Origin of the sequence: Mycolicibacterium lutetiense, assembly GCF_017876775.1 — a bacterium.
Classification (GTDB): domain Bacteria; phylum Actinomycetota; class Actinomycetes; order Mycobacteriales; family Mycobacteriaceae; genus Mycobacterium; species Mycobacterium lutetiense.
The window spans coordinates 146,983-169,870 of the sequence record NZ_JAGIOP010000001.1 but is presented as its reverse complement, the minus strand read 5'-3'; the positions used below and the strand labels follow the sequence as shown (position 1 = coordinate 169,870).

Here is a 22,888-nt window from a genome sequence, read left to right as displayed (position 1 = left end):
GACATGTCGACAACACACCCAAGCACCTCGCCGGGAGGCCATGGCGGTCGCGCCATCGGTGCCACCTCCGGCACCGCCGGCAAGCCCCATTGGGCACTGATCCTCGGCGCCCTGCTTGTGCTTGGCGCCTTATGGGGCAGCGCCTTCCCGCTGATCAAGGTCGCGGCACCAGCTTTCGGTCCTGTTGGAACGACCCACATCCGGTTGGCGGTGGCTGCGGTCGTGCTCGCCCTGCTCGCCGCCGTCCGCCGCGGCCTCTGGCGCGGGGTGCCCCAACGATTCGGAGCATTTGCGCTGCTGGCCGCCCTCAACGTCGCGATCCCGCTGACGCTGGTGGCCACCGCCATCGTCGGGCTCAATGCCTCGATGGCAGCGATCCTGAACGCCACCACCCCGATGTTCACCATCCTGGTCGCAGCGGCCTGGCTCGGTCAGCGGGTTACCTGGAGCCGGACACTCGGTGTCGCCGCGGGGGTCTTTGGCGTTGTCATCCTGCTCAGCGGAGCGCCGTTGCCGTCAGGCACCGGCACCACCCTGGCTGCGGCGGCATCCCTGGCCGCAGCACTGTCCTATGCCCTGGGCGGCACCTATGCCCGCCGAGCCTTCCCTGACACCGCACCGATGACCCTGGCACTGGGCCAGCAAGTAGCCGCCACCCTTTTGTTGATTCCGGTGACCGTGGGCGCCACCTGGGCGGCGGCGCCGACAGGACCAGTGACAGCAGCGGCGATCACGGCGGTCGCGGTGCTCGGACTGGGTGCCACTGCAGGCGGCTACCTGCTCTACTTTTGGATCATCCGCCACGCCGGTCCCGTCGCCGCTTCCACCGTTACTCTCCTGGTTCCGGTGGCCGGCGCCGGACTCGGGGTGAGTTGGCTCGGCGAACCCCTAACCCCAGCCCTGTTGCTGGGACTGCTAATCATCAGCACCGGCGTTGTTCTCCTCACTTTCGACAAGCCGCGCACCACACAGACACCCGCTGGCTCACCGGCTACCCACGCAGCTGCCTCAGCAATCCGCCATACTGCGTCGCCCAAGCAGTCCTAAGCCAAAAGCAAAGCCGCACAACGAAAACAACACACGATAGTCCGAGCACGTCGTGCGTCGTCCCGGCTTGCCGGGGAACACAAATGGTGTCCCTACTGAAACTGGCGCCCGTCACGGTCTTACCCTCGGATTCTCGGCCGGCAGTCCGGCCTAGCCACCATCTTGCCGACCACTGCGGTCAGCCCCGTCGCGCTCGAATGCGGCACGCCGCTGGCCAGCTGAACATCAGTGCACCAAGGTCTTTGGGCCTACCCGCGGTATGTGGCGCGGCCCAACTTCATTCGCATGACTTGCAACAGGGTCCACCGGTAGCAGCTATTGCCTGGGTACCATACCCTGGTAGGGTATTTTACGGTGTCCTGCTACGAGTTGTGATCGACGCCAACACAAACCTTTTCGAACTCCCGGTATCTGGCCAGCGATGGCCGTATACCCATTACCAGTACGAGGTAACGGAATGTCAGTCGAATCACCGCCCCACTCCCGACGTTGGTGGGCGCTCGCATTGATCGCCACAGCTCAGTTCATCGTCATCATGGACACCTCGATCATTGGTGTCGCATTGCCCCGCATCCAGGAGGACCTCGGCTTCTCGCAAGAGAATCTGTCCTGGGTGTTCAACGCCTACGTGGTCGCACTCGGTGGTCTGCTCTTACTAGGCGGCCGACTGTCTGACCTCTTCGGGGCTCGCCGGATGTTCAGCGCGGGGTGGGTCATCCTTCTGGTCGGATCTGCAGTGGCCGGCCTCGCTGGCAACGTAGGCGTCGAACTCGCCGGTCGTGCCGTGCAGGGGGCCGGCGCAGCTCTCATCGCGCCGTCAGCCCTGACTCTGTTGATGATGTTCTTCGGTTCAGACCCGCGGGAGCTGACCAAGGCCCTCGCGCTTTACGGCGCTGCGGCCCCGGCCGGTGGCACGGCGGGCGTGTTTCTCGGCGGCGTGATCACCGAGTACATGTCGTGGCCATGGGTCTTCTATCTCAACATTCCAGTCGCTGTACTCGCGCTGGTCGCCGTGCCGATGCTGATGCCGGCTGGCGGCACCGGCGCGAGGGGCACCGTCGACGTATCGGGCGCACTCACGGTCACCGGAGGTCTTGGCGCGGCGGTGTACGCCATCGTCCGGGCTCCGGAAATCGGATGGGACTCAGTTGAGACGTGGGGCGTGCTCGCGCTCGCCGTCGTCTTTCTCGGAATCTTCGTCGGAATGCAGGCATCCCGTCGTGAACCATTGATGCGCCTGACCATCTTCCGTACGCCGAACCTGGGTGCGGCCAATATCGCACAGCTGCTGCTTGGCGGTGCATGGATCCCGATGTGGTTCTTCCTGAACCTGTACCTGCAGCAGGTTCTCGGCTACAGCGCTTTCCCGTCCGGTGCCGCCCTGCTGCCGATGACCCTCCTCATCATGATCGGAATGATCGCCCTCGCACCGCGAGCGATCAACCGCTTCGGGCCCAAGGCAATGATCGTGGCCGGACTGGTGATTCTCGCCATCGGCATGGGTTGGTTGTCCCTCATCCGGCCGGATGGCAACTACTGGGCCGACGTGCTGCCCGCATCGCTCGTGGCGGCCCTTGGTATGTCGCTCGCCTTCATCCCCTCGCTCGGAACCGCCATCTCGTCCGCCCGGCCCGAAGAGGGGGGCCTCGCGTCTGGGATCGTCAACACCAGCTACCAGATCGGTTCCGCACTCGGCCTAGCGGCCATGACTGCCGTTGCCGCTTCGTACGGTGCCGACCAGCTCGGCGACCCGTCCGCGCTCACTGACGGCTTCTCGTCCGCATTCCTGGGAGCCAGTCTGATTGCCTTGGCGGGCGCAGTGATCGCTGCGCTGACACTCCGCACACCGCGGCTCGAAAGTCCCGTTACCGAAGGCAAATCGGCTGCAGACCACGCCTGAAGGTGCGACCAATCCGAACCCCACACCTCTAAAGACAGGATCACCATGACCACAGCGTGTCTTCTCATCGCCTACGACGGCTCTCCTGACGCGCGCACGGCGATTACAGAAACTGCCAGGCTGCTCCCGGGCGCCCAAGCGATTGTCCTCTATGCCCGCCAGCCGTTGGAAGGCCTCGCTGCTCACCTTGAGGGACATCGCGTCCTCGAGGACCTTCGGGGCGTTGAAAAAGCCAGCCTCGACGCCTCCGAACGAATCGCGTTCGAAGGCGCGGAGTATGCGCGCGCCGCCGGTTTGGACGCCGAGCCACGAGTGCTGTCCCGGATGTCCACCGCATCGGAGGCGATCGTGCAGGCTGCCGACGAAATCGACGCAGCTCTAATCGTTCTCGGCTCCCGCGGACGCGGCGGGCTGTGGTCAGCCGTGCTCGGTAGCACCTCAGTAAACGTCCTCCATCACGCAAGACGACCAACCATGGTCGTGCCGTCCGAGGCAGTCGTTTCGGCGCGCCAGCGGTCGAGCAACCCGGAGACCGACACCCTGCACACCTGAGCATTCGACAAAAGCACACCGCGGTGTCGTGGCCGAAGTCCGAGCCGATGGCGGCCGGAAACTCCTCCGCAAGAAACGAGTTGATGATGCTGAAGAAGACATGGGCCCTGTTGCTCGCCGGTATGGCTGTGTTTGCCTCCGCGGCACCTGCGCAGGCCGATCCCGACAGCGACTTCGCCAGGGAGTTGCACGGCCACGGGATCTACGGGCAGAGGGACTCCAACGCCTGGATTGGCAAGATCGCCTGCAAACGCCTCGACCGCGGCGTCGATGCCACTGCCAGGGACTCGGCCAAGTTCGTCGCCGACCAACTACAGCGCGATTCCAGCACTGAGCAAGCCTACCAATTCCTCAGTGCGGCAATGAATTACTACTGCCCGGACAAGCGCGTCCTGCTCACCCAACAGTAGGGGAACACTAATGAAACACAAAAGGCTGAGCTTGGCCGCACTGCTCGGCGCGACCCTGATCCTCGCCCCAGCGACCGCATCCGCCGACTCGACGGAGGACTACCCGATCCCGCGCAGAATCCTGCACACCCTGTGCACGGCCGAGCAAATCCTGGCCGCCACCCGTGACACCAACCCGGTCTACTACGAGCGCTACATGATCGATTACAACAACAAGTCCTCCGAGGTCCATCGCGCCGTCCAGGACCGCATCCATTGGTTCTTTGCCATGGACTACGCCGGCCGGCGTCAGTACTCCGAGGCCACCGCCACCAACGCCTTCTACGAACAGCTGGCCTGGAACTGGCCCAACTGGGCCAAGATCTTCTTCAACAACAAGGGCGTCGCCGCTGCATCCACCTCGGTCTGCATGAACTATCCCCCTGACGACATGTCGGTCTGGGTCTGGTGAGGCGATGGCTTGGCCCGGTGCGCAATGCACCGAGCCAGAGTGGCGCCGTCCCGGCAGTCCTCACACGGGTTGAGAAGTGAGACCAGCCCTATCGTGCCGCAGCGTTCAGGAACGTACGAGGCGTGCAATGGCAGCGGAAGCCTCGGCCAGCTTCTCGTTGGCCTCGTCGCCGCCTCGAGAGGCCGCCCGGGTCACACAGTTGTCCAGGTGGTCATCGAGGAGGCTCAGTGCGACCGCGCGCATCGCCCGGTTTGCCGCACTGATCTGGGTCAGGATATCGATGCAGTACTTGTCGTCATCGATCATCTTGGCGATGCCGCGAATCTGGCCTTCAATACGGCGCAGCCGCTTAGCGTGGTTTTCCTTCTGCGCCGAGTATCCGTGCGTGGTTCCCATTTAGCCTCCCGGCGTTCCTCCCTACCGGGCAGCCTCGACCGCAATGATCGCCCCGATAGGGCCAAGTCGTAACCGATCACCGACTGCACACTCCAACGATGACCACCGAGGGGCCATGACCGAGGGACAGCGCAAGAGGTCGGCCAGCGTCACGTGGCCATGTTACCTAGCCCGCGGGTGTGGTAATCATCCGCGCCGGCGGGGTTGCCGGCGCCTTGGGGTCGTCCACAACCACCCAGGACAGAGGCTTCGTTGACAAATCGAGCTCGTGAAGCCCGCCGTGCACGACTGGCGCCAAAAGCACCGGTACCGATCAAGTTCACTAATCTCGGACCGCCGGCACAGATCGCTTGGAGCGACCCATTCAACAGCTGGCTGCGTGCGCCGTCGCCATCTCGATACCCGAAACGAAATGTCACCGTCGCCGAATTCCACCGCCCCGAGCCGTCGGTGGCCTGTTGGAGCACGGCAACGGCGCGAGTTTCACCTCACGCCAGCCCCATGCCACCGACTGACGATGGGCCGACTATTATGAATCGTCCATCGGTCTATTTCGACGGGTCCCCGCCCCCGTAGCTCAGGGGATAGAGCACGGCTCTCCTAAAGCCGGTGTCGCAGGTTCGAATCCTGCCGGGGGCACTCTTTGTTTGTATTATCTCGGGTGATGCTTGACGTTTTGGCTTCGATTGATGACTGACAGTGTTTCGGTTGATGCTTTACATCGGTGTCGACTGATCCTTGACACTCGCGTAGATCGACTCAGCCGTCGGCGCGTCGCTCGACGCGCCTGAGGGTTTCGTCGACGAGGGCGCGCATTTTCGATTCAGGCCGAAAATACAGCCGGTGCTCGCATTCTGCCCGCACGTCACGCAGCAGATCCTTGGGCAATCTCAACTGCTGCTTGTCGGCGAGCGCGATGGTGTCGAGTAGCGCCTCAGTTCGTCATACCCCTCAACTTGCCACCAGCGGTCGTCCGCTGGCCTGCCAGGCCTTCATTCCGCCCTGGAGTTCGACAACGTCGGTGTACCCGAGCGATCTCAGCGTCTCGGCGGCTGTCGCGCTCATGGGGCCGGTTCGGCAGTAGATCGCGATCGGCACACCGCGGTCGGCGGGCAGTCGGTCAGCCTGCTCAACAATCCGATCGAACGGGATCGACAGGTCCGTGCCGGCAATGCGCCCTTCGAAGGGCACATGGACGTTGATCGTCACCCGGCCGGATTCGGCTATGGCAGTGGCGAATTCGTCAGGGCTTACCAGCCGGTGGAGGGTAACGCCCACCGTCCCCGATCCGGCAGGCGCGGCCGACGGCGCCTCGGCCGTTGAGCCACACGATGCCAGGGACACGGCGACAACGACCGCCAGCGCACCGATGCGCATCCTGGTGAACATGCCGAAAGAATACCCCCATAGGGTACTCGCTCTCCACCCTCAAGCGATGCTCGGCTGCAAGTTACTTGCCCGTGCAGTTTCGCCCAGGAGCTCTCACACGGAGCAGCCCGCCGGCACCACATCACGTTGCCCCGCGGGCTAATTCAATCCGTTCGACAGGATCATCGACTCGCCGGTCTGTAGCCGCCCGCGATCCGACACCAGGTACAGCACTGCATCTGCGACATCCTGCGGCTCGAGCAGGCCAGGCCGGGGGCGCCCCTGAGCGAACATCTCCTCGACGTCATCGCGGCCCGGGTTCTCCAGGTCGGGCCGGATCACCTTGTAGGTGTGCGGGTTGTGGATCATCGGGGTGTTCACCCCGGACGGCAGCACCGCGTTGACCGTGATGCCGTATTCGGCCACCTCGAATGCCACCGATTTCACCAGCGCCACCACCCCGGCCTTGGCCGCTGCGTAATGACCCGAGTTGGTTGCGCCGGTGCCCGCGACGATCGACGAGGTCGCGACGATGCGCCCCGCCCGCCGTTCGATCAGATGCGGCAGCACCGCCCGGAATGTGTTGAACACCCCGGTCAGGTTGATGTCGATCATGGTCTGCCACCGCTGCTCGGACATCGTCGCGATCGGCTCGCTGCTGGCGATCCCGGCATTGGCGAGCACCACGTCGAAACCGCCGAACTGCGCGACCGCCGCGTCCGCCACCGACTGCATGGCCACCAGATCCCGGACATCGGCGGTCACGGCCAGGCAGCGCCGACCCAGCGCGGACACCTCCTCGACGGTCTGTTCCAGGTCGGCCGGCGTGGGCAGCGGGTACTCGACCGATTCGACCGGCGCAGCGATGTCGCACACCACGATGTCGGCGCCTTCACGCGCAAGCGTGAGGGCGTGTGCACGCCCCTGCCCACGCGCTCCCCCTGTGATCAAAGCCGTCCTGCCGTCCAGCGCTCCCATACCTGCCCTTCCTGTCGTTCGGTCCTTGGATACAGACCGCCAACGTCGGCAAAACTCGTCGACATCGCCGTTCGCACCACGCGACACGCGTGTCACACGGGCCAGCTGGCAACACTCCAGGGCGACGCCACGGAACCCTATTTCCGTTGGCAAATGAATTCAACGCCCTGACCGGGAAGGCTTCGATGAGAGCAAATTGGCTGCACCGTGGCATCCCAGGCGGCTCCCAGGAACATCGTGAGATGCACTAATGTTATCTACAGACGGGGGTCTTGAGCTTGAACTCAGCAAACAACCCGGAGGTGCAAATGATCCGTTCGAAACTGATGAAGGCCGCTGCTGTCGGGCTGGGTGCGTTGGCAGTGCCGGTCGGTGTCGCAGTGGCAGGTGCCGCTCCGGCTTCGGCAGGTCCTCAGATCTGCGCGACCGGACCGTACGGTTACGTCAGCGCCTGCGCGGAGGGTCCCGGATGGGCCCGCCCCTGGTACGGCGACAACTGGCGCGGGCGTGGCCACGGACACGGCCACGGACACGGCGACGACTAAGTCGGCTTAACCACGGTTGACGCCGTGGCGGGAATCCAAACTCGGATACCCGCCACGGCGTTTTCTCGTTGAACCGCTCCAGTCACTCTCTTAGTTGTAGTAACCTCTCCGGCATGCAGGACGTCTGGATTCTCGGCGGCTATCAGAGCGATTTCGCCCGCAACCTGAGCCGCGAGCAGGTCGACTTCGCGGGACTCACGCGCGAGGTCGTCGACCACACGCTGAACAGCGCCAGGGTCGACGCCACCGGCGTCGGCGTCGTCCACGTCGCAAACGCCTTCGGCGACCTGTTCGCCGGTCAGGCCCATCTCGGCGCCATGCCGGCCACCGTGCATCCCGACCTGTGGGAAACGCCGGCATCTCGCCATGAGGCCGCGTGCGCGTCGGGCAGCGTCGCGACCCTGGCGGCTATCGCCGACCTCCGCTCGGGTGCCTACGACAGCGCCATGGTCATCGGGGTGGAACTGGAGAAGACGGTGCCCGGCGACACCGCCGCCGCGCACCTCGGCGCAGCCGCGTGGACGGGTCACGAAGCCGACAACGCCAAGTTCGTCTGGCCATCGATGTTCTCCGACGTGGCCGACGCCTACGACCAGCGCTACGGCCTGAATGCCGAACATCTGCGCGCCATCGCCGCGCTGAACTTCCGCAACGCCAAGGCCAACCCCCACGCCCAGACCCGGGACTGGACGGTGCCCGATCCGATCGGAGACGACGACGCCAGCAATCCGGTCGTGGAGGGACGACTACGCCGGCTCGACTGCAGTCAGATGACCGACGGCGGGGCAGGCCTGGTGCTGGTCAGCGACGCCTACCTGCGTGCACATCCACACACCCGACCGATCGCCCGCATCGACGGCTGGGGCCACCGCACCGTCGGTCTGGGTCTACGACAGAAACTCGACCGCAGCGCCGCAGATCCGTACCTGCTGCCGCACGTGCGCCACGCCGTGCTGGACGCCTTCGGCCGTGCCGGGGTGACGCTCGACGATCTGGACGGGTTCGAGGTCCACGACTGCTTCACCCCCAGCGAGTACCTGGCCATCGATCACATCGGGTTGACCGGCCCCGGCGAATCCTGGAAGGCCATCGAGAACGGTGAGATCGAGATCGGCGGGCGGCTGCCGATCAACCCCAGCGGCGGCCTGATCGGCGGCGGGCACCCGGTCGGTGCGTCCGGGGTGCGGATGCTGCTCGACGCCGCCAAGCAGGTCAGCGCCACCGCGGGGCCCTACCAGGTCGAGGGCGCAAAGACGTTCGGCACCTTGAACTTCGGCGGCAGCACCGCCACCACCGTCAGCTTCGTCGTAGGAGGAGCCCAGCAATGAACACCGAAGTCGTGGCCAAGTACCTGTCCACCCTGCCCGAGGACGACGACCATCCCTACCGCACCGGGGCGTGGCGGCCACAGACCACCGAATGGGATGCCGACGACCTGCGGGTGATCGACGGCGAAATCCCGACCGACCTCGACGGTGTCTACCTCCGCAATACCGAGAACCCACTGCATCCGGCGTTGCAGACCTACCACCCGTTCGATGGTGACGGCATGCTGCACATCGTCGGGTTCCGCGACGGAAAAGCGTTCTACCGCAACAGGTTCATCCGCACCGATGGCCTGTTGGCCGAGATCGAGGCAGGAGGGCCGCTCTGGCCGGGTATCGCCGAGCCGATCGAACTGGCCCAGCGCGACTACGGCTGGGGTGCGCGCACCCTGATGAAGGATGCCTCCAGCACTGATGTGACAGTGCACCGCGGCGTCGCGCTCACCAGCTTCTACCAGTGCGGCGATCTGTACCGCGTCGACCCGTTCACCGGCGACGCCCTCGGCAAGGAAAACTGGGGCGGAGACTTTCCCGCCGAGTGGGGCGTCTCAGCGCACCCCAAGGCCGACGACGCCACCGGCGAACTGCTGTTCTTCAACTACTCCAAGCAGGCACCCTTCATGCACTACGGAGTGGTGGATTCCGACAACCGACTGGCGCACTACGTAGACGTCGAACTGCCCGGGCCGCGGATGCCCCACGATATGGCGTTCACCGAAAACTATGTGATTCTCAACGACTTTCCGTTGTTCTGGGATCCCGAGTTCCTCAAGGCCAACGTGCACCTGCCAAAGCTGCACCGGGACCTGCCGTCCCGGTTTGCGGTACTCCCCCGCCGCGGCGCACCCGGCGACGTCAAGTGGTTCGAGGCCGACACCACCTATGTTCTGCACTTCACCAACGCCTACGAGGACGGCGACGAGATCGTGCTCGACGGATTCTTCCAGGGCAACGCGGTGCCGGCGCTGGCGCTGGACAAGATGCAGACCAGGCTGCACCGCTGGCGGTTCAACCTCGTCACCGGCCAAACCCGTGAGGAGCAATTGTCGGACAGCATCACCGAATTCGGCATGATCAACCCCGGTTACACCGGACGCGACTACCGCTACGCCTATGCCGCCACGGGAAAGCCGGGCTGGTTCCTGTTCGACGGATTGGTCCGCCACGACCTGCACACCGGATCCGAGGAGCGCTACGAATTCGGGGACGGCGTGTACGGCAGCGAGACCGCGATGGCGCCTCGTGTGGGCAGCGCCGCCGAGGACGATGGCTACCTGGTCACCATCACCACCGACATGAACGACGACGCGTCCTACTGCCTGATATTCGACGCAGCCCGAGTAACTGACGGACCGGTATGCAAACTGGCTCTGCCGGAACGGGTTTCCAGCGGAACCCACTCCACCTGGGCGCCGGGCGACGCGCTGCGCCGATGGCTGGTGCGTGACTAGCACCCCAGCGTCGGCCGGCGGCCCCAACGCCGTCGCGCAGATGCTGGGGCTGGTGGGTGACGAGTGGACGCTGCTCGTCATGCAGCAGGCCATGCTGGGCGCTACCCGCTACGGACAATTCAAGGCCCGGCTGCCGATCTCCAACTCGGTGCTGACCAACCGCCTGGGCTCCCTGACCGAGGAGGGGTTGCTGGCCCGTCATCGCTATCAGGAGCGGCCCCCGCGTGACGAATACCTGATCACCGTGCGCGGAAGCTCGCTGTGGCCGGTGCTGGTATCCATCTGGGAGTGGGAACGCCACTGGGTGACCGAGCACCGTGAGCCACTGCCCGCGATGCGGCACCTGCGCTGCGGCGCCGATTTCACGCCGGTCCTCACCTGCGCGGGTTGCGGTGACCCAACGGTGTCCGGAGACGTGACTGCCGGGTGGGGGCCGAGCGGGGGCTGGCAGCGGTCGCTGCCGACGGTGACGACGCGGCGCCGGTCCTCCGACGATCGGCTCGACTCCCCTTCGGGATTGTTCCCCCAGACCATGAGCGTGCTGGGTAACCGCTGGGCGTTCGCGATCCTGGTCGCCGCTTTCACCGGCACCACCCGGTTCTCCGAGTTTCAACGGGCGCTGACCGCCCCACCCGCGTCGATCGCCGACCGCTTGCAGACGTTCCGGGACAACAAGATTCTCGCCACCGCCGACGAAGACCCGCAATACCGGCTGACCCAGAAAGGCGCGGCATTCCTGCCCGTTCTGGTGACGGCGCTGGCGTGGGCACAACGATCGTTCCCCTCCGCCCAAGGCCCCGCGGTGATCCTCACCCACACCGGCGGACACGGATTCTCCCCGGCGCTGCAGTGCGATCAGTGCGGTGAGCGGCTCACCGGAGCCACGGTGTCCGTTGTCTAGCTGCCATCAGTAGCATCCCCGGCAGTGCGAGCCCGGTGAGCACGACGCCAACCCACACCGGGCCGAGGTTGCCTGCGGGCCCGGGGAGCGACGCAGCGGCCAGCGCGGGACCGCAGGTGGCCCCGATGTTGAGCGCGGCCGTAGCGTACGAACCGCCCATGGTCGGCGCGCCCGAAGCCGCGTAGAGCACCCGCGCGATGAGGGTGCTTCCGACGGCAAAGGCCGACATCCCTTGGACGAACACCAGAATCAGTAGCGCCACAGGATGGGCTGCCAGTACCACCAACGCAACCCACCCGATCAGCAGCAGCGGGCCACCCACGGCGATGACGAAGCCGGGCCGGTGGTCGGAGTACCGGCCGGCCACGGTGACACCGATGAAGGACCCGGACCCGAACAGCACCAGGACCACCGGGACCCACAGCTCTGGCAGGCCGGCAGTATCGGTCACGATGGGGGCCAGGAATGTGAATGTGGCGAACGTGCCGGCATTGACCAAGGCGGCCAGCAGCATCGCAACGCCCAGCGCTCGCGACGTGAGCTGCGCCAGCTCATGACGCAACGACGGGCCAACGGCGGCACCACCCGAAATCCCTTCATCACCACCGGGTATCGCCTTCAGAATGCCGATTGCGGCGGGAAGGCACAGCAATGCAATCGCCCAGAACGCCGACCGCCAGCCCAACAGCGCACCGAGCATTGCGCCGCCCGGCACGCCCGCAATGGTGGCCACTGTCGTCCCACCGAGCAGGACCGACAGCGCTCGGCCCTTCTGATCCGCCGCCACCAGCGTGGCGGCGGTGCTGAGCGCCACCGCCAAGAACCCGGCGTTGGCGAGCGCAGCGATCACGCGAGTGCCGAACAGGACCGCGAAGTTCGTCGTCACCGCGCCGACGACATGGCAGAGCGCGAAAACTGCCACACAGCCGAGCAGGCTGGCCCGCGCCGGCCACCGCCGCGCGAGGACCGCCATGACCGGTGCGCCGATGACCATCCCCACGGCAAAGGCTGAGGTCAATAAGCCGGCGGCGCCGACCGTGACGCCGAGGCTGACGGCGATGTCCGGAACCAGTCCGGCGAGCATGAATTCCGAGGTACCCATGGCGAAAACAGCCAGGGCAAGAAGATATAGGGCAAGAGGCATCGAGGACTCCGAGGTAAGAGAACGAACGGGAGGCGTCTCGTCACCACGGCCAGCACCCCATAGGTGCGGAGAAAACTGAAGAGTCAGTGATTCAGGGGGCTGACGGCGTGACCGAAAGCCCCCATCTTGTGCGCTTCAGGGCTCGACATGCCGCCACCCTACTAAAGACTCTCCCCCATCGCGCAACCGAAATCTGCCGGTGTCGAAGGGGACACGCACGTCCCCACCCGGAAATGAATTCCAGTTGACAGAGTCATCCGACTCGAAGAAGAGTGGCCAGCTGACCGAGCACGGAATACAACGACGGGTTTTCAGATGAGCGGAACCGTGATCATTCTGACGGGCCCACCCGGAGCAGGGAAAAGCACCATTGCTGCCGCACTCGCCCGAGGCTTCGACCGGGGAGTGCACCTGCACACCGATGACTTCTGGCACTACATCGTCGCCGGAGCGATCCCACCATACGAGCCTGCATCTGCCGCCCAGAATCAGACCGTGATGGAAGTTATCGCACGAGCTGCCTTCACCTATGCGGCAGGTGGATTCACCACCGTGCTGGACGGCATCGTGGGGCCGTGGATGCTCGATCACTTTCACAGTCACCCGCCTGACATCACCATCCACTACGTCGTACTGCGGCCGAGCCGCGACACCACCCTTGCGCGAGCCCAGGCTCGAACCGAACCTGACGCACTTGTCGACGAGCAGCCGATTGTCACGATGTGGGACCAATTCGCATCCCTAGGTGACTACGAGCCGCACGTTCTTGACACCTCAACAGACATGGCGCACCGGACAATCCGACGTGTCGAAAGCGCTATTGCTTCCAACAACTTCCGCCTCCAGTTCTAGGTCAAAACGACACAGGTGAACCCGCCGGCCAATAAGAATGCCCAGTCATGCAGGGTTTCGTTCAGCAGCCGGCAGGCCGCCTACCAGCGATCCAGCCGGAACCTCAGGTTATTGCGCGCAGCGGGCCATTCGATGTCCAGGATCGAGTAGACGACCGTGTCACGACGGGATCCGTCCGGCAGCAACTGTTGGCTGCGCAGTATCCCGTCGAGCTTGGCACCGAGCCGTTCGATCGCCGCACGGCTGGCGAAGTTGAAGAAATGGGTCCGGAATTCGACTGCCACACAATTCAACTCATCGAAGGCGTGGCCGAGCATCAGCAGTTTGGTCTCGGCGTTGATGCCGGTGCGCCGGGCTGCAGCCGTGTACCAGGTATGCCCGATCTCCAGCCGCCGGTTGGGCCCGTCGACATGCAGGTAGCTGGAAGACCCCACCAGCCTGCCCTCGAGATTGCGCACCACGAAGGTCACGCCGTGATCGGCAGCTCGCAGCTCGAATATGCGCTGTACCCACTCGGCGGCACCGCCGGGCCGTGGCGTCATCGTGTACCAGAGCGAACCCAACTCACCGTCCGCGGCGGCGGCGTCGATCTCAGCGATGTGGCCCATCGTCAACGGCTCCAGCGTCACCCAACGCTGCCCGGTCAATGTCACCGGCGTGACGAATTCGCTCATGCGCTATCTCATACTCTTCCGCGAGCGCTCGTCGGACCAAACGTCGACAACAGCGACCACACCGAACACAAGCCGGCCAGCACCGCCATGGCACCGCCGACATACAGCCCGTAACCCGCGGCGACCAGCCCCTTGACGTTCAGCGTGTAGTACCACACCGTCAGCGCCACCACGGCCAGCGAAATCAGCAGCCCCGCAGCCGAAGCCCAACGCTGCGACAACCCGCGCCCGGCCATCGCACCGGCCACGATCAGCCCGGCGCCCAACAAGACGATCAGCTGCCCGGCGCCGAAACCACGGGGCGGCACGATGCTTCCCACCGCCCCGCCGATCGCATTGGCCCGGCCGCCACCGTGGGCGCTGGTGGTCAGCCACGGCAGCCAGGCGCCCACCACCAGGACCGCAGCACACAGGGCCATTAGCCACCCCGGGGCCACCAGCCACCCTGGACGCAGACGAACCATGCCGACGAGACTATCGGGTGTGACCGAACTTCCCGACTGGGCCGAACAACTCGACCTCGCCCCGCACCCCGAGGGCGGGTGGTACCGAGAAACGTGGCGCAGCGAACTGACGGTGACGCAGTCGTCGCTGCCGCCCGGCTACGCCGGACCACGCAGCGCAGGCACCGCGATCCTGTTCCTGCTGATGCCCGGCCAACAGTCGGCCTGGCACACCGTCCGCAGTGCCGAACTCTGGTTCCACCACCGGGGCAGCCCGTTGGTCCTGGAGATCGGCGCGGAACGAGACACCGCGACAACACACCTGCTGGGTCCGGATATCACTTCCCGCCAGCAACCCCAGCTACTCGTACCGCCCGGCCACTGGCAGCGCGCCAAACCTCGCGACGACGAACCCGCCCTGGTCAGTTGCGTGGTGGTGCCCGGCTTCGACTTCGCCGACTTCGCGCTCAGCCAGTCGCGCTGAATTCGCCGATGTGGCTATTCGGCTTCCAGTCGGGCGCGAATATCGGCTAACCGTTGCCGCAGATCGGCTTCGTCGATCACGCCGCGGGCGAGCAGCGAATGTGCCAGCGAGACGAGCTGGTTCTCCGGGTACGGAAGGTTCCGATACCGGGTCGCTGACAGTTCGTCTTCCTCGTCGCGCCGGTCCTTGAAGGTGAAGTCCAGGTCTTCGACTTCGCACGAGGCAGTGTCGAGCGCATCGCACAACGCGTCGAGGCTGGTCTTCCACGGCGGGAGCGGGTTCTCCACACCATATTTGGCCGCCATCGCCGGCCAGGCCTGGTTGCTCCCGCTGATCTCCTCAAGAATCTCGATGGGCTTGTTCATCATCCCCTCGGGAGAGGGATCTTCCAGGGCAGCACTCACGACGGGGCCCCGGCAGCGGCGATCGGATTGTTCGCCGGCCGGGCCTTGGTGATGACGTTGGTGGTCACTCCAGCCTTGGGCAGGGCAACGCCGATCAGCGAGTCCCTGGTGAGGATCTCGACCAACTGGTCCTCGGTCCAGCCCTCGGTGCCCTCCGGTCGCACCGGCATCACCATGAAGCGATGCTTCTGGTTGGAATCCTCCACCCGCACCTCGACGCCCTCGGGCAGTTCGAGGCCGAACTCGGACAGCACCTGCCGGGGCCAGCGCACAATACGACGCCGATAGTTCGGGGTCCGGTACCACTCCGGCGAGTTGCCGAGAATCGGCCGCGGGTAGCAGGAGCAGAGTGCACAGACGATGACGTGATGGACCGTCGGGGTGTCTTCCAGGATCTTGAAGGCCACGAAGTCACTCGGCGTACCGAACCCGGTGGGTTCGAGCCAGTCGACACCGACCTCCTTGCAAGCCGCGATCGGGTCGCTCAGCGCCAGCGCCTTGAACTTCGGGTCCAACCAGGACTTGGCAACCAGCCGGGCAGCCGGCGTAGTACCGATGTGCTCGGCGAACTCGGTGAAGTGGCGATGCTGCGCGGCGGTGAACAAGCCTTTTTCGATACACAACTCACGCAGGGCGATCTCGAGGACCTCGAATTCGGTGATCTCGTCGACCATCGGTTTGACGGTGCGGGCGTGGTCGTGATCGTGCCCATGTGCGGACATAAGCAGTTCCTATCGTCTCCGGGTATGTCGGTTGGCAGATACGGTCAGGCCGGCGCTAGCCAGCGCTCGGGGATTTCCGTCTGGAGGGTGTCGTTCGCAGGACCGGTGTAGGACTCCCCCCACAACTCGGTCTGCTTGAAACGCACGATGTAGAACCACTCCGGCTTGGCGTCCTCGATGTTCCAGGTCTCGTCTTCCGGGGCGGGACTTTCGTAGGCACACTCCGCGATCACTCCGGTGGCACCGCGCACATACTCCGGGGTGCGGGTGTAGAACATCGCCGGCAGATCCCGCACGACCACCGGATCCCCGACCTTGAACTTCGCCGGATCGGCCTTGCCGGCAAAAACCTGCGGATCACCGATGCCTTTGGCCTCGATGTGGTGCTTGTTGCGGACGACATCCGCGCCGTCACCCTCGAACTTCGGCTGGGCATCGAGATGTGTGCCCGTCGGCTGGCGCGCCTGCACCTCTGCCAGGCGGTCGGTCAGATCACCCCAGGAGATGTGCTTCTTCTCGATCAACAACCGACCCACCGACCACAGCCAACGGCAGTAGTAGGGAAGCCCCAGGTAGATGGGCCGCCCGACGTCGACGTTGGCCAGCCGACGCCGTTCCTCGGAAACCCAGATCCCCTGCCACCCAAGGACTTCGCAGAGCACATAGGTCATCAGCTCCCAGTGCTCCTCCTCCTTGTTCTCATAGACCTTCGGGAAGTCCAGTTCACCGCCGACATCGTGCGAGGTCTTCATGTAGGCCCAGAAGTGTTCACTGGTGACCTGGTCCGGCATCGGCCATTCCGGGTCTTCCTGGAACGTCGTCTTCAGCCTGGAGATGAGTGCGAGCCGCTGTGTGCGCTCGGCAGCTGTTTCCATAGCGCGACCACTCCCTTCTCTGCCGCGGGCACTGCCCACGGCGCGGAATTCTCTGGTGCAACTCACGCTAGACCCGATCAGGACCATGTTTGCCGGAATCGGGAGCTGAGATAATGTCGCCGGAAAATCCCAGCTCAGAATCGTGATGAGACGGGCTAAACACACAGCGCCGGCTGTGCCGACGCTGACCGGCCGCGGTCCGCCCCGAATCCAGGTAGGACCGCGTAGCCGACCGCGCCCTCAGCCCTGCAGCGACGACAGGTTGAAACCGGCGCCGGTCGGATCGGTCACCGCGGCCAACCGCCCGTACGGAGTGTCCTCAGCCGGGCGCACCACCGAGCCGCCATTGGCGACGATCACCTCGATGGTCTTGTCCACATCGTCGGCTCCGAAGAACGTCGCCCAGTCCGACGGTGCCCCCTCGGGGATGAACGCGGATCCGTCCATCACGCCGACCAATTCCGCTCCATCGAATGATGCTGTGCTGTACCGGAATTCGTCAGTATCCGACACTTTCTGGGTGGTCCAGCCGAACACCGTCCGGTAGAAGTCCAACGCCTTGGCGTAGTCGCTGGTGGTCAGCTGGTGGTACACCGGCGCACCCGCCTCGTTGAACACCGCGAAACCCTCATGCCCGCCCGGCTGCCAGATACCGAAGAATCCGTTCGCAGTATCGGTCATCATCGCCATCCGGCCCTTCGCCGGGATGTCCATCACGCCACCGCAGTTGCTCCCGCCGGCCGCAATGGTCGCCGCCACCGTGGCGTCGGCATCGGCGGTGTGCAGATAGGTGGTCCAGGCATCGGGTGCGTTCCACTGTGGGTCATTGGTCATCAACCCGGCCACCACCTGGCCGTCGACGGCCGCGGTGACGTAGCCGCCGTACTCGGGGCCGCCGGTTTCGAACGTCCAACCAAACACTGCACCGTAGAACTGCTGGGCGCGCTCAAGGTCGGACGTGGCCAGGTCGATCCAGTTGGGGGCGCCCAGCGGGGCGCTCTGACGAGTAACCACGATATTTCTCCTTCACGGAATGGACAGTCGCTAGGTCTGACCACCTCCGCGCGGAAAACTCATCGCGGGTCAACAACTGGTCGTTTGGTCCGGTCGCCCGCCGTCGTCCAGCGTGATGGTGGTCGTCCCGCCGCTCCACCGTCCGATCCGGACCGTCCGCGGACCCGTCCATTCGACTTCTTTGAGCCCGTCACGTTTGCCGTTGAAGCAACCCAGATAGCTCTCCCGCGACAGCAGACCGTTGTTGGTGTACACCCGCACTGTCGCGATCGGGTCGATCGTGAACCCGCCGCCGGTGAACACGACCAGTTCCATGCCGCCGTCAGGTGACGGGAGGCGTCTCTCCTCGCTCTCGTGCCCGCCGGCAACCAACAACGCAAACACCACGATGCCGCCCCATCCCAGGCCTGCCAGGACCACCAGAACGACGGCCGACCACTTCAGCACCTGATTTCGAATGACCAGGCCGAGTGCCGCCGCCAGCGCCATGCTGCCTACGACGCCGAAGATCACCGGATGGAACAGAAACGGACGTAACCGGTAGTAGTCGGACAACAAGAATCCGGACAGGACCAGGCCCCAGAGGAAGACGCCACACACCGCCAACAGCCCAGCCACCGCGCGCACGCGGCCACTGTACGCAGCTCAATGCCAGCGCTGGGCGATCCTGGCGCGGTGCTCGGCGGGTGACCCGAACAGCGACCGGTTGAGCGCGGCTCGCTTGAGGTAGACGTGCACTCCGCTCTCCCAGGTGTAGCCGATGCCGCCGTGCAGTTGCATCGCCTTGCCGGCCACCTCGACGGCTGCCTCCGTGGCATAGGCCTTGGCCATTGATACTGCGCGAGGCCCCGGAGATTCAATGGCCGCGTTCACGAGTTGACGGGCCACCGAGATCGTCACGAGCATGTCGGCACAGGCGTGCTTGACAGCCTGGAACGAGCCGAGCGGACGGCCGAACTGCTGACGAACCCCGGTGTAGGCCACCGTGGCGTCGAGCATCGCCTGCGCGACGCCCACGCTGTCGCAGGCCACCGCGAGCGCGGCCCGTTCGGTGAGCTTGCGCAACTGTTCCTCGGGGTCACCGTCGAATCGCCACACCGCATCGGCGTCGACCTCGACACCCTCGGCCGTCACGGTCGCCAGCCGGCGGGTCTCATCGAGCACCGACTGCTCGGAGACCGTCAGCCCGGGTGAGTCGGCGCTCACGTCGACGAGCACCGCGACACCGTCGGCGTCACGGGCAGGCAGAAGCAGTCGCTGAGCTCCGGCCGCGTCGGGCACAAACGCAGCCCGGCCGTGGACACGCCAGCCCAGCCTGGTGGTGGCCAGTTCGAAGGGCGCCGGCTCCGCCGCTCCGGGCACGGCGAGTGCGGAGCGAATACTTCCCGACACCACGTCTTGCAGCAGCGTGTCACGAGAATCATTGGATTGCACCGCATTCAGGGCACCAATGGCCAGCACCGCGCCGCCCAGGTAACCGGTGGGCGCAACGGCCCGGCCCAGCTCCTCGCAGATCACCGCGACTTCGGCGAACGTGGCGCCGGCCCCACCAGCATCCTCGGGCGTGTCGAGTCCGACCCAGCCTGCCGAGACGAACAATGCCCAGTCGCCCGGGTCATTGTTGAGGTCCTTGGCAAGCAGATCGGCTGCCACCGAACGCAGCTCGTCATGAATGTCAGAGAATTCGCTCATCACACCGCACTCGGTTCTCGGGGCAGGCCCAAGCCGCGCTCACCGATGATGGTGCGCTGGATCTCGCTGGCCCCGCCGGGGATGGTCCATTCCCACGATCCGATGAAATCGAGCATCCAGGCGCCCGACTCCCAGCCGCTGGAGGCCGGTTTGGCGATCACGGTGTGGGCGTGCAGGCCGCCGATCTCGGCACCGAAGCCGGTCATCCGCTGCAACAGTTCGCTGTAGTACAGCTTGACGATCGAGGCGTCGGCCGGCCCGGCCGACCCGGCCTCCGTGCGCTCCACCAGATCCCGGCACAAGCCACGCAGTCCGGTCAACTCGATCTCGAACTGTGCCAGCCGATCTGCCACGACCGGATCGTCTGTCGGGGCAGCTTCGAGCAGCCACCTGAAGCCCGCATTACCCAGACGCTCGGACAATTCCAGCATGGTCATGCCGCGCTCGGCACCCAGCGTGGCCTGGGCGACCTGCCAGCCCTTGTTCACCGGGCCGATCAGGTTGGCCGCGGGCACCTCGACGTCGTTGAGGAAGATCTCGCAGAAATGCGAATCCCCCACGGCATTTCTGATCGGTCGCACATCGATGCCGGGCGTGGTCATGTCCATCAGGAAATACGAGATACCGTGCCGCTTGGGCGCATCCGGGTCGGTACGCGCCAACAGCAGACACCAGTCGGCGTGCAACGCGCCACTGGCCCACAACTTCTGGCCGTTGACGACGAAGTTCTCGCCCTCGGCGCGGGCCGTGGTGCGCAACGCCGCCAGATCGGATCCGGCCTCCGGCTCGGAGAAGCCCTGCACCCAGATCTCGCCGTCGAGGATCGCCGGCAGGTGCTTTCTGCGTTGCTCGTCTGTACCTGCGGCCAGCAGTGTGGAGGCGGCGTGGTGGATCCCGACGAACGCCAACACGAGGCGCGGCGCATCGTGGGCCGCCAGTTCCTGGTACAGCACGATCTGCTGGGGTACGGACATGCCGCCGCCCCATTCGGCGGGCCAGTGCGGCACGGCGTATCCGGCGGTGAGCAGCTCGGCGAACCAGGATTTCTGGAACGCTGCGAACTCGTCGTCGCCGACGCCGGTCTGGTTGGGACGCCAGTCTTTCGGTACGTGTTTTGCGCACCAGTCCTTTACGGTGGCCCGGAAATCGTCGAGCTCGCTCATGAGAACAACCCGGTGAGTCCGTGCCGACCCAGCCGCGCGGTCAGGGTGTCGCGCGTCTTGGAGACCCCGAATGGCAAGCGACGCAACGGCTGACTGTAGCGCGACAGCCAGGACAGCACGGTCTCATCGCAGAAGCCGACTGCCCCGTGCAGCTGATGGCACACCCGGAACACCACCTCGGCGGCCTCGACGGCGGCCAGCCGCAACGCCAACGCATCGTTGATCGCCTCGTCGGCCGGGTTCGCGCCAAGGCTCCACAGCGCATACTTGGCCAGGATGTCGACGCCACTGCGTTCCACCTCGGCATCGGTCAACTGGAACTGCACGCCCTGGAACGACGACAGCGGCTGACCGAACTGCTTGCGCAGGCTCACGTGCGCGACGGTCAGGTCGATGGCCCGGTCCAACATGCCGAGCAGCGTCCACGACGGCAGTGTCAGGGCCAGTGCCACATCTCCCGCCCCTGCGCTGTCTACCGCGGAGAGTTCGAGGGCGGTGGCGAACGCGGGCCCGGATCCGCCGAGCTTGGCCACCGTGCTGCGCTCACCGTCCAATGTGACTGCGGCCCAACGGTTGTCCAAGCCCTGCAGTGCCGCCTCGGGAACATCGGCGTCGACCACGACCAGGCCGTCGACGTCGAGACCCTCCGAACGCGCCAACCGCTCGGCCACCGGATAGGGCAGCGCCCAATAACCGGCGCTGCGGCACACTGCGGCCGCGGCTTCCAGCGAATCCGCATCGCTGCGCGGCTCGAGCTCGAAGACCCCCAGGCTTTCCAGGACGGGGGTGATCAGGCCGGCCCGGGTATCGGGTTTGGCGTCGGCCTGGACCAGCAGCTGGTCACCACCGGCAGCCTCGAAGGCCTTGAGTGCTTGGCGGCCATACTCTTTGGCGTCGTCGTTGAGATCGAGAATCATCGCCGTCACGCCTTTCCGGCCAACATGGTGCGGGACAGCAGGATGCGCTGCATCTCGATGCTCCCCGAGGACACCGTCGACGCCTGCGAGTACCGCCAGTGGTCCTCGACCTCGGCACGGAAGTACTCGGCTGCGGTACTGCCGCCCCGCGGCAGGGCGGCAGCAATTTCCATGAGCACCTCGGCGCTCTCCTGATCCAGTCGGGTCACTGCGATCCGATATGCCGCGGAGTCACCGGGATTCACCCGCCCGGTGGCCTGCATCGACACCACCCGGTAAGCCATCAGCCGAGCCCGGCGGCAGTGCGTGAGCATCCGGGTCCACCGGCCGCGCAACTCGGCGGGAAGCCGGTCCCAGGTGTCACCGAGCACCTCGGGGGCAGACTGCAACAACCGCTCGCAGCGCGCGTAGCGGGCGATGCCGACACGCTCGAACGACACCACGTCCTGCACCATCGACCAACCCTGGTCCACCGTGCCGAGCACATCGGCCTCGGTGACCAAGAGGTCATCGAAGAACACCTCGTTGAGATGGTGCGGGCCCATCATGGTGCGGATCGGGCGAACCGTGATGCCCGGCGAATCCATCGGCACCAGGAAGATGGTCATACCCTGCTGCTTTTTCTCACCTTTGGAGGTGCGGGCCAACAGGAAGATCCACTGCGCCATGGTGGCGTACGACGTCCAGATCTTCTGGCCGTTGACCCGCCAGCCGTCATCCTCCCGACGGGCGAACGTGCGCAGCGAGGCCAGGTCGGAACCGGCCTCCGGCTCGGAAAAGCCCTGGCACCAGATCACTTCGCCGTTGGCGATCGGCGGCAGGTGCTTACGCTGCTGCTCTTCGGTGCCATGCCGCATGATGATCGGGCCCACCCAGTTGACGCCCATGTACTGCGCACCACGCGGCTCGTGGTGCGCCCACATCTCCTCGCGCACCACGGTCTGCTCCCACACCGAGGCATCGCCGCCGCCGAACTCCTCCGGCCACGCCTTGCATAGCAAGTGCTGCTGCGCCAGCGTCCGGCAGAACTGCTGGGCCACCGCAAGATCGGCAGGGTCATCGGTGAACGCGCCGAGAAAATCGGCAGGCACCTGGTCGGCGATCAGCGCACGCAACTCACCGCGCAGCGTGTCAGCCGCCTCACCAAAATCGAAATCCACTCCTGGCCTTTCTATCGCGT

26 protein-coding genes and 1 tRNA gene are annotated in these 22,888 nt (G+C 65.3%); 12 read left to right on the top strand and 15 right to left on the bottom strand.

Annotated features, from left to right (window positions below; genetic code table 11):
* Nucleotides 1-3: 3 nt before the first annotated feature.
* The 5 genes from JOF57_RS00855 to JOF57_RS00835 all read left to right on the top strand — a co-directional run bounded on the left by JOF57_RS00855 (nt 4) and on the right by JOF57_RS00835 (nt 4,360).
* Complete coding sequence (locus tag JOF57_RS00855; RefSeq protein ID WP_234937667.1) at nt 4-1,047, top strand: DMT family transporter; 1,044 nt, start codon at nt 4-6, stop codon at nt 1,045-1,047.
* Nucleotides 1,048-1,504: 457 nt separating this feature from the next.
* A complete protein-coding gene (locus tag JOF57_RS00850) occupies nt 1,505-2,947 on the top strand; it encodes an MFS transporter (RefSeq protein ID WP_209912724.1) in 1,443 nt (480 codons plus the stop codon).
* A gap of 45 nt (nt 2,948-2,992) precedes the next feature.
* Nucleotides 2,993-3,499, top strand: a complete 507-nt coding sequence (locus tag JOF57_RS00845) for a universal stress protein (protein ID WP_209912722.1) — start codon at nt 2,993-2,995, stop codon at nt 3,497-3,499.
* An 83-nt stretch (nt 3,500-3,582) separates the two neighbouring features.
* Nucleotides 3,583-3,909, top strand: a complete 327-nt coding sequence (locus tag JOF57_RS00840) for a DUF732 domain-containing protein (RefSeq protein WP_209912720.1) — start codon at nt 3,583-3,585, stop codon at nt 3,907-3,909.
* Nucleotides 3,910-3,919: 10 nt separating this feature from the next.
* Nucleotides 3,920-4,360, top strand: coding sequence for a DUF5078 domain-containing protein (locus JOF57_RS00835; protein ID WP_209912718.1), 441 nt, complete (start codon nt 3,920-3,922; stop codon nt 4,358-4,360).
* 105 nt (nt 4,361-4,465) lie between these two features.
* Here JOF57_RS00835 and ricR read toward each other — a convergent pair whose 3' ends face one another.
* On the bottom strand, nt 4,466-4,756 hold the full coding sequence (gene ricR / locus JOF57_RS00830) for a copper-sensing transcriptional repressor RicR (protein WP_209912717.1): 291 nt from the start codon (nt 4,754-4,756) through the stop codon (nt 4,466-4,468).
* 566 nt (nt 4,757-5,322) lie between these two features.
* Here ricR and JOF57_RS00825 point away from each other — a divergent pair.
* Nucleotides 5,323-5,395: transfer RNA gene (locus JOF57_RS00825), tRNA-Arg, on the top strand.
* Between the two features lie 312 nt (nt 5,396-5,707).
* On the opposite strand, the gene JOF57_RS00820 is transcribed toward JOF57_RS00825, so the two are convergent.
* Together JOF57_RS00820 and JOF57_RS00815 are read right to left on the bottom strand one after the other, a co-directional pair.
* Nucleotides 5,708-6,145, bottom strand: coding sequence for a rhodanese-like domain-containing protein (locus JOF57_RS00820; protein WP_209912714.1), 438 nt, complete (start codon nt 6,143-6,145; stop codon nt 5,708-5,710).
* A 138-nt stretch (nt 6,146-6,283) separates the two neighbouring features.
* Nucleotides 6,284-7,102 (bottom strand): mycofactocin-coupled SDR family oxidoreductase, encoded by an 819-nt coding sequence (locus tag JOF57_RS00815; protein WP_209912713.1) that lies wholly within the window; start codon nt 7,100-7,102, stop codon nt 6,284-6,286.
* Nucleotides 7,103-7,410: 308 nt separating this feature from the next.
* Here JOF57_RS00815 and JOF57_RS00810 point away from each other — a divergent pair, with 308 nt between their 5' ends.
* The 4 genes from JOF57_RS00810 to JOF57_RS00795 all read left to right on the top strand — a co-directional run bounded on the left by JOF57_RS00810 (nt 7,411) and on the right by JOF57_RS00795 (nt 11,324).
* Nucleotides 7,411-7,647, top strand: coding sequence for a hypothetical protein (locus JOF57_RS00810; RefSeq protein ID WP_209912711.1), 237 nt, complete (start codon nt 7,411-7,413; stop codon nt 7,645-7,647).
* Nucleotides 7,648-7,760: 113 nt separating this feature from the next.
* Nucleotides 7,761-8,975, top strand: a complete 1,215-nt coding sequence (locus JOF57_RS00805) for an acetyl-CoA acetyltransferase (RefSeq protein ID WP_209912709.1) — start codon at nt 7,761-7,763, stop codon at nt 8,973-8,975.
* A complete protein-coding gene (locus tag JOF57_RS00800) occupies nt 8,972-10,423 on the top strand; it encodes a carotenoid oxygenase family protein (RefSeq protein ID WP_209912707.1) in 1,452 nt (483 codons plus the stop codon). Before JOF57_RS00805 ends, JOF57_RS00800 begins: the two co-directional genes overlap by 4 nt.
* A gap of 40 nt (nt 10,424-10,463) precedes the next feature.
* A complete protein-coding gene (locus JOF57_RS00795; protein ID WP_209915653.1) occupies nt 10,464-11,324 on the top strand; it encodes a winged helix-turn-helix transcriptional regulator in 861 nt (286 codons plus the stop codon).
* On the opposite strand, the gene JOF57_RS00790 is transcribed toward JOF57_RS00795, so the two are convergent.
* On the bottom strand, nt 11,296-12,468 hold the full coding sequence (locus tag JOF57_RS00790) for a Cmx/CmrA family chloramphenicol efflux MFS transporter (protein ID WP_209912705.1): 1,173 nt from the start codon (nt 12,466-12,468) through the stop codon (nt 11,296-11,298). The two genes, JOF57_RS00795 and JOF57_RS00790, sit on opposite strands and share 29 nt — an antisense overlap.
* A 315-nt stretch (nt 12,469-12,783) precedes the next feature.
* Between JOF57_RS00790 and JOF57_RS00785 the strand changes: the two genes are divergently transcribed.
* Nucleotides 12,784-13,320 carry an AAA family ATPase gene (locus tag JOF57_RS00785; protein ID WP_209912703.1) on the top strand — a complete coding sequence of 179 codons (537 nt, stop codon included), beginning with the start codon at nt 12,784-12,786 and terminating at the stop codon, nt 13,318-13,320.
* An 80-nt stretch (nt 13,321-13,400) separates the two neighbouring features.
* Here the strand turns inward: JOF57_RS00785 and JOF57_RS00780 are convergent, their stop codons facing one another.
* Nucleotides 13,401-13,994: a GNAT family N-acetyltransferase gene (locus JOF57_RS00780; RefSeq protein WP_209912701.1), complete on the bottom strand. Its 594-nt coding sequence runs from the start codon at nt 13,992-13,994 to the stop codon at nt 13,401-13,403.
* An 8-nt stretch (nt 13,995-14,002) separates the two neighbouring features.
* On the bottom strand, nt 14,003-14,458 hold the full coding sequence (locus JOF57_RS00775; RefSeq protein ID WP_209912699.1) for a hypothetical protein: 456 nt from the start codon (nt 14,456-14,458) through the stop codon (nt 14,003-14,005).
* A gap of 19 nt (nt 14,459-14,477) precedes the next feature.
* Here JOF57_RS00775 and JOF57_RS00770 point away from each other — a divergent pair, with 19 nt between their 5' ends.
* Nucleotides 14,478-14,921 (top strand): cupin domain-containing protein, encoded by a 444-nt coding sequence (locus JOF57_RS00770; protein WP_209912698.1) that lies wholly within the window; start codon nt 14,478-14,480, stop codon nt 14,919-14,921.
* A gap of 14 nt (nt 14,922-14,935) precedes the next feature.
* Here JOF57_RS00770 and JOF57_RS00765 read toward each other — a convergent pair whose 3' ends face one another.
* The 9 genes from JOF57_RS00765 to JOF57_RS00725 form a co-directional block, all read right to left on the bottom strand.
* The gene (locus JOF57_RS00765) at nt 14,936-15,286 is read right to left on the bottom strand and encodes a thiocyanate hydrolase (RefSeq protein ID WP_209915651.1); all 351 of its coding nucleotides are present in this window, start codon (nt 15,284-15,286) and stop codon (nt 14,936-14,938) included.
* Between the two features lie 35 nt (nt 15,287-15,321).
* Complete coding sequence (scnC, locus tag JOF57_RS00760) at nt 15,322-16,047, bottom strand: thiocyanate hydrolase subunit gamma (RefSeq protein ID WP_209912696.1); 726 nt, start codon at nt 16,045-16,047, stop codon at nt 15,322-15,324.
* A 44-nt stretch (nt 16,048-16,091) separates the two neighbouring features.
* A complete protein-coding gene (locus JOF57_RS00755) occupies nt 16,092-16,922 on the bottom strand; it encodes an SH3-like domain-containing protein (protein WP_209912694.1) in 831 nt (276 codons plus the stop codon).
* 240 nt (nt 16,923-17,162) lie between these two features.
* Nucleotides 17,163-17,936, bottom strand: a complete 774-nt coding sequence (locus JOF57_RS00750) for a VOC family protein (protein ID WP_209912692.1) — start codon at nt 17,934-17,936, stop codon at nt 17,163-17,165.
* Nucleotides 17,937-18,005: 69 nt separating this feature from the next.
* Nucleotides 18,006-18,563 carry a hypothetical protein gene (locus JOF57_RS00745; RefSeq protein WP_209912690.1) on the bottom strand — a complete coding sequence of 186 codons (558 nt, stop codon included), beginning with the start codon at nt 18,561-18,563 and terminating at the stop codon, nt 18,006-18,008.
* Between the two features lie 18 nt (nt 18,564-18,581).
* Entirely contained in the window at nt 18,582-19,628 is a 1,047-nt protein-coding gene (locus tag JOF57_RS00740) for an acyl-CoA dehydrogenase family protein (protein WP_209912688.1), read from the bottom strand.
* On the bottom strand, nt 19,628-20,791 hold the full coding sequence (locus JOF57_RS00735) for an acyl-CoA dehydrogenase family protein (RefSeq protein WP_209912686.1): 1,164 nt from the start codon (nt 20,789-20,791) through the stop codon (nt 19,628-19,630). The genes JOF57_RS00740 and JOF57_RS00735 overlap by 1 nt, the downstream gene beginning before the upstream one ends.
* Nucleotides 20,788-21,708 (bottom strand): acyl-CoA dehydrogenase family protein, encoded by a 921-nt coding sequence (locus JOF57_RS00730; RefSeq protein WP_209912684.1) that lies wholly within the window; start codon nt 21,706-21,708, stop codon nt 20,788-20,790. The genes JOF57_RS00735 and JOF57_RS00730 overlap by 4 nt, the downstream gene beginning before the upstream one ends.
* A gap of 5 nt (nt 21,709-21,713) precedes the next feature.
* On the bottom strand, nt 21,714-22,868 hold the full coding sequence (locus JOF57_RS00725; RefSeq protein ID WP_209912682.1) for an acyl-CoA dehydrogenase family protein: 1,155 nt from the start codon (nt 22,866-22,868) through the stop codon (nt 21,714-21,716).
* Between the last annotated feature and the right edge of the window lie 20 nt (nt 22,869-22,888).

Coding starts and splice junctions, on each gene's coding strand:
- JOF57_RS00855 (WP_234937667.1), top strand. CDS start 4: ATGTCGACAACACACCCAAGCACCTCGCCGGGAGGCCATGGCGGTCGC.
- JOF57_RS00850 (WP_209912724.1), top strand. CDS start 1,505: ATGTCAGTCGAATCACCGCCCCACTCCCGACGTTGGTGGGCGCTCGCA.
- JOF57_RS00845 (WP_209912722.1), top strand. CDS start 2,993: ATGACCACAGCGTGTCTTCTCATCGCCTACGACGGCTCTCCTGACGCG.
- JOF57_RS00840 (WP_209912720.1), top strand. CDS start 3,583: ATGATGCTGAAGAAGACATGGGCCCTGTTGCTCGCCGGTATGGCTGTG.
- JOF57_RS00835 (WP_209912718.1), top strand. CDS start 3,920: ATGAAACACAAAAGGCTGAGCTTGGCCGCACTGCTCGGCGCGACCCTG.
- ricR (WP_209912717.1), bottom strand. CDS start 4,756: ATGGGAACCACGCACGGATACTCGGCGCAGAAGGAAAACCACGCTAAG.
- JOF57_RS00820 (WP_209912714.1), bottom strand. CDS start 6,145: ATGTTCACCAGGATGCGCATCGGTGCGCTGGCGGTCGTTGTCGCCGTG.
- JOF57_RS00815 (WP_209912713.1), bottom strand. CDS start 7,102: ATGGGAGCGCTGGACGGCAGGACGGCTTTGATCACAGGGGGAGCGCGT.
- JOF57_RS00810 (WP_209912711.1), top strand. CDS start 7,411: ATGATCCGTTCGAAACTGATGAAGGCCGCTGCTGTCGGGCTGGGTGCG.
- JOF57_RS00805 (WP_209912709.1), top strand. CDS start 7,761: ATGCAGGACGTCTGGATTCTCGGCGGCTATCAGAGCGATTTCGCCCGC.
- JOF57_RS00800 (WP_209912707.1), top strand. CDS start 8,972: ATGAACACCGAAGTCGTGGCCAAGTACCTGTCCACCCTGCCCGAGGAC.
- JOF57_RS00795 (WP_209915653.1), top strand. CDS start 10,464: ATGCTGGGGCTGGTGGGTGACGAGTGGACGCTGCTCGTCATGCAGCAG.
- JOF57_RS00790 (WP_209912705.1), bottom strand. CDS start 12,468: ATGCCTCTTGCCCTATATCTTCTTGCCCTGGCTGTTTTCGCCATGGGT.
- JOF57_RS00785 (WP_209912703.1), top strand. CDS start 12,784: ATGAGCGGAACCGTGATCATTCTGACGGGCCCACCCGGAGCAGGGAAA.
- JOF57_RS00780 (WP_209912701.1), bottom strand. CDS start 13,994: ATGAGCGAATTCGTCACGCCGGTGACATTGACCGGGCAGCGTTGGGTG.
- JOF57_RS00775 (WP_209912699.1), bottom strand. CDS start 14,458: ATGGTTCGTCTGCGTCCAGGGTGGCTGGTGGCCCCGGGGTGGCTAATG.
- JOF57_RS00765 (WP_209915651.1), bottom strand. CDS start 15,286: ATGAACAAGCCCATCGAGATTCTTGAGGAGATCAGCGGGAGCAACCAG.
- scnC (WP_209912696.1), bottom strand. CDS start 16,047: ATGTCCGCACATGGGCACGATCACGACCACGCCCGCACCGTCAAACCG.
- JOF57_RS00755 (WP_209912694.1), bottom strand. CDS start 16,922: ATGGAAACAGCTGCCGAGCGCACACAGCGGCTCGCACTCATCTCCAGG.
- JOF57_RS00740 (WP_209912688.1), bottom strand. CDS start 19,628: ATGAGCGAATTCTCTGACATTCATGACGAGCTGCGTTCGGTGGCAGCC.
- JOF57_RS00735 (WP_209912686.1), bottom strand. CDS start 20,791: ATGAGCGAGCTCGACGATTTCCGGGCCACCGTAAAGGACTGGTGCGCA.
- JOF57_RS00730 (WP_209912684.1), bottom strand. CDS start 21,708: ATGATTCTCGATCTCAACGACGACGCCAAAGAGTATGGCCGCCAAGCA.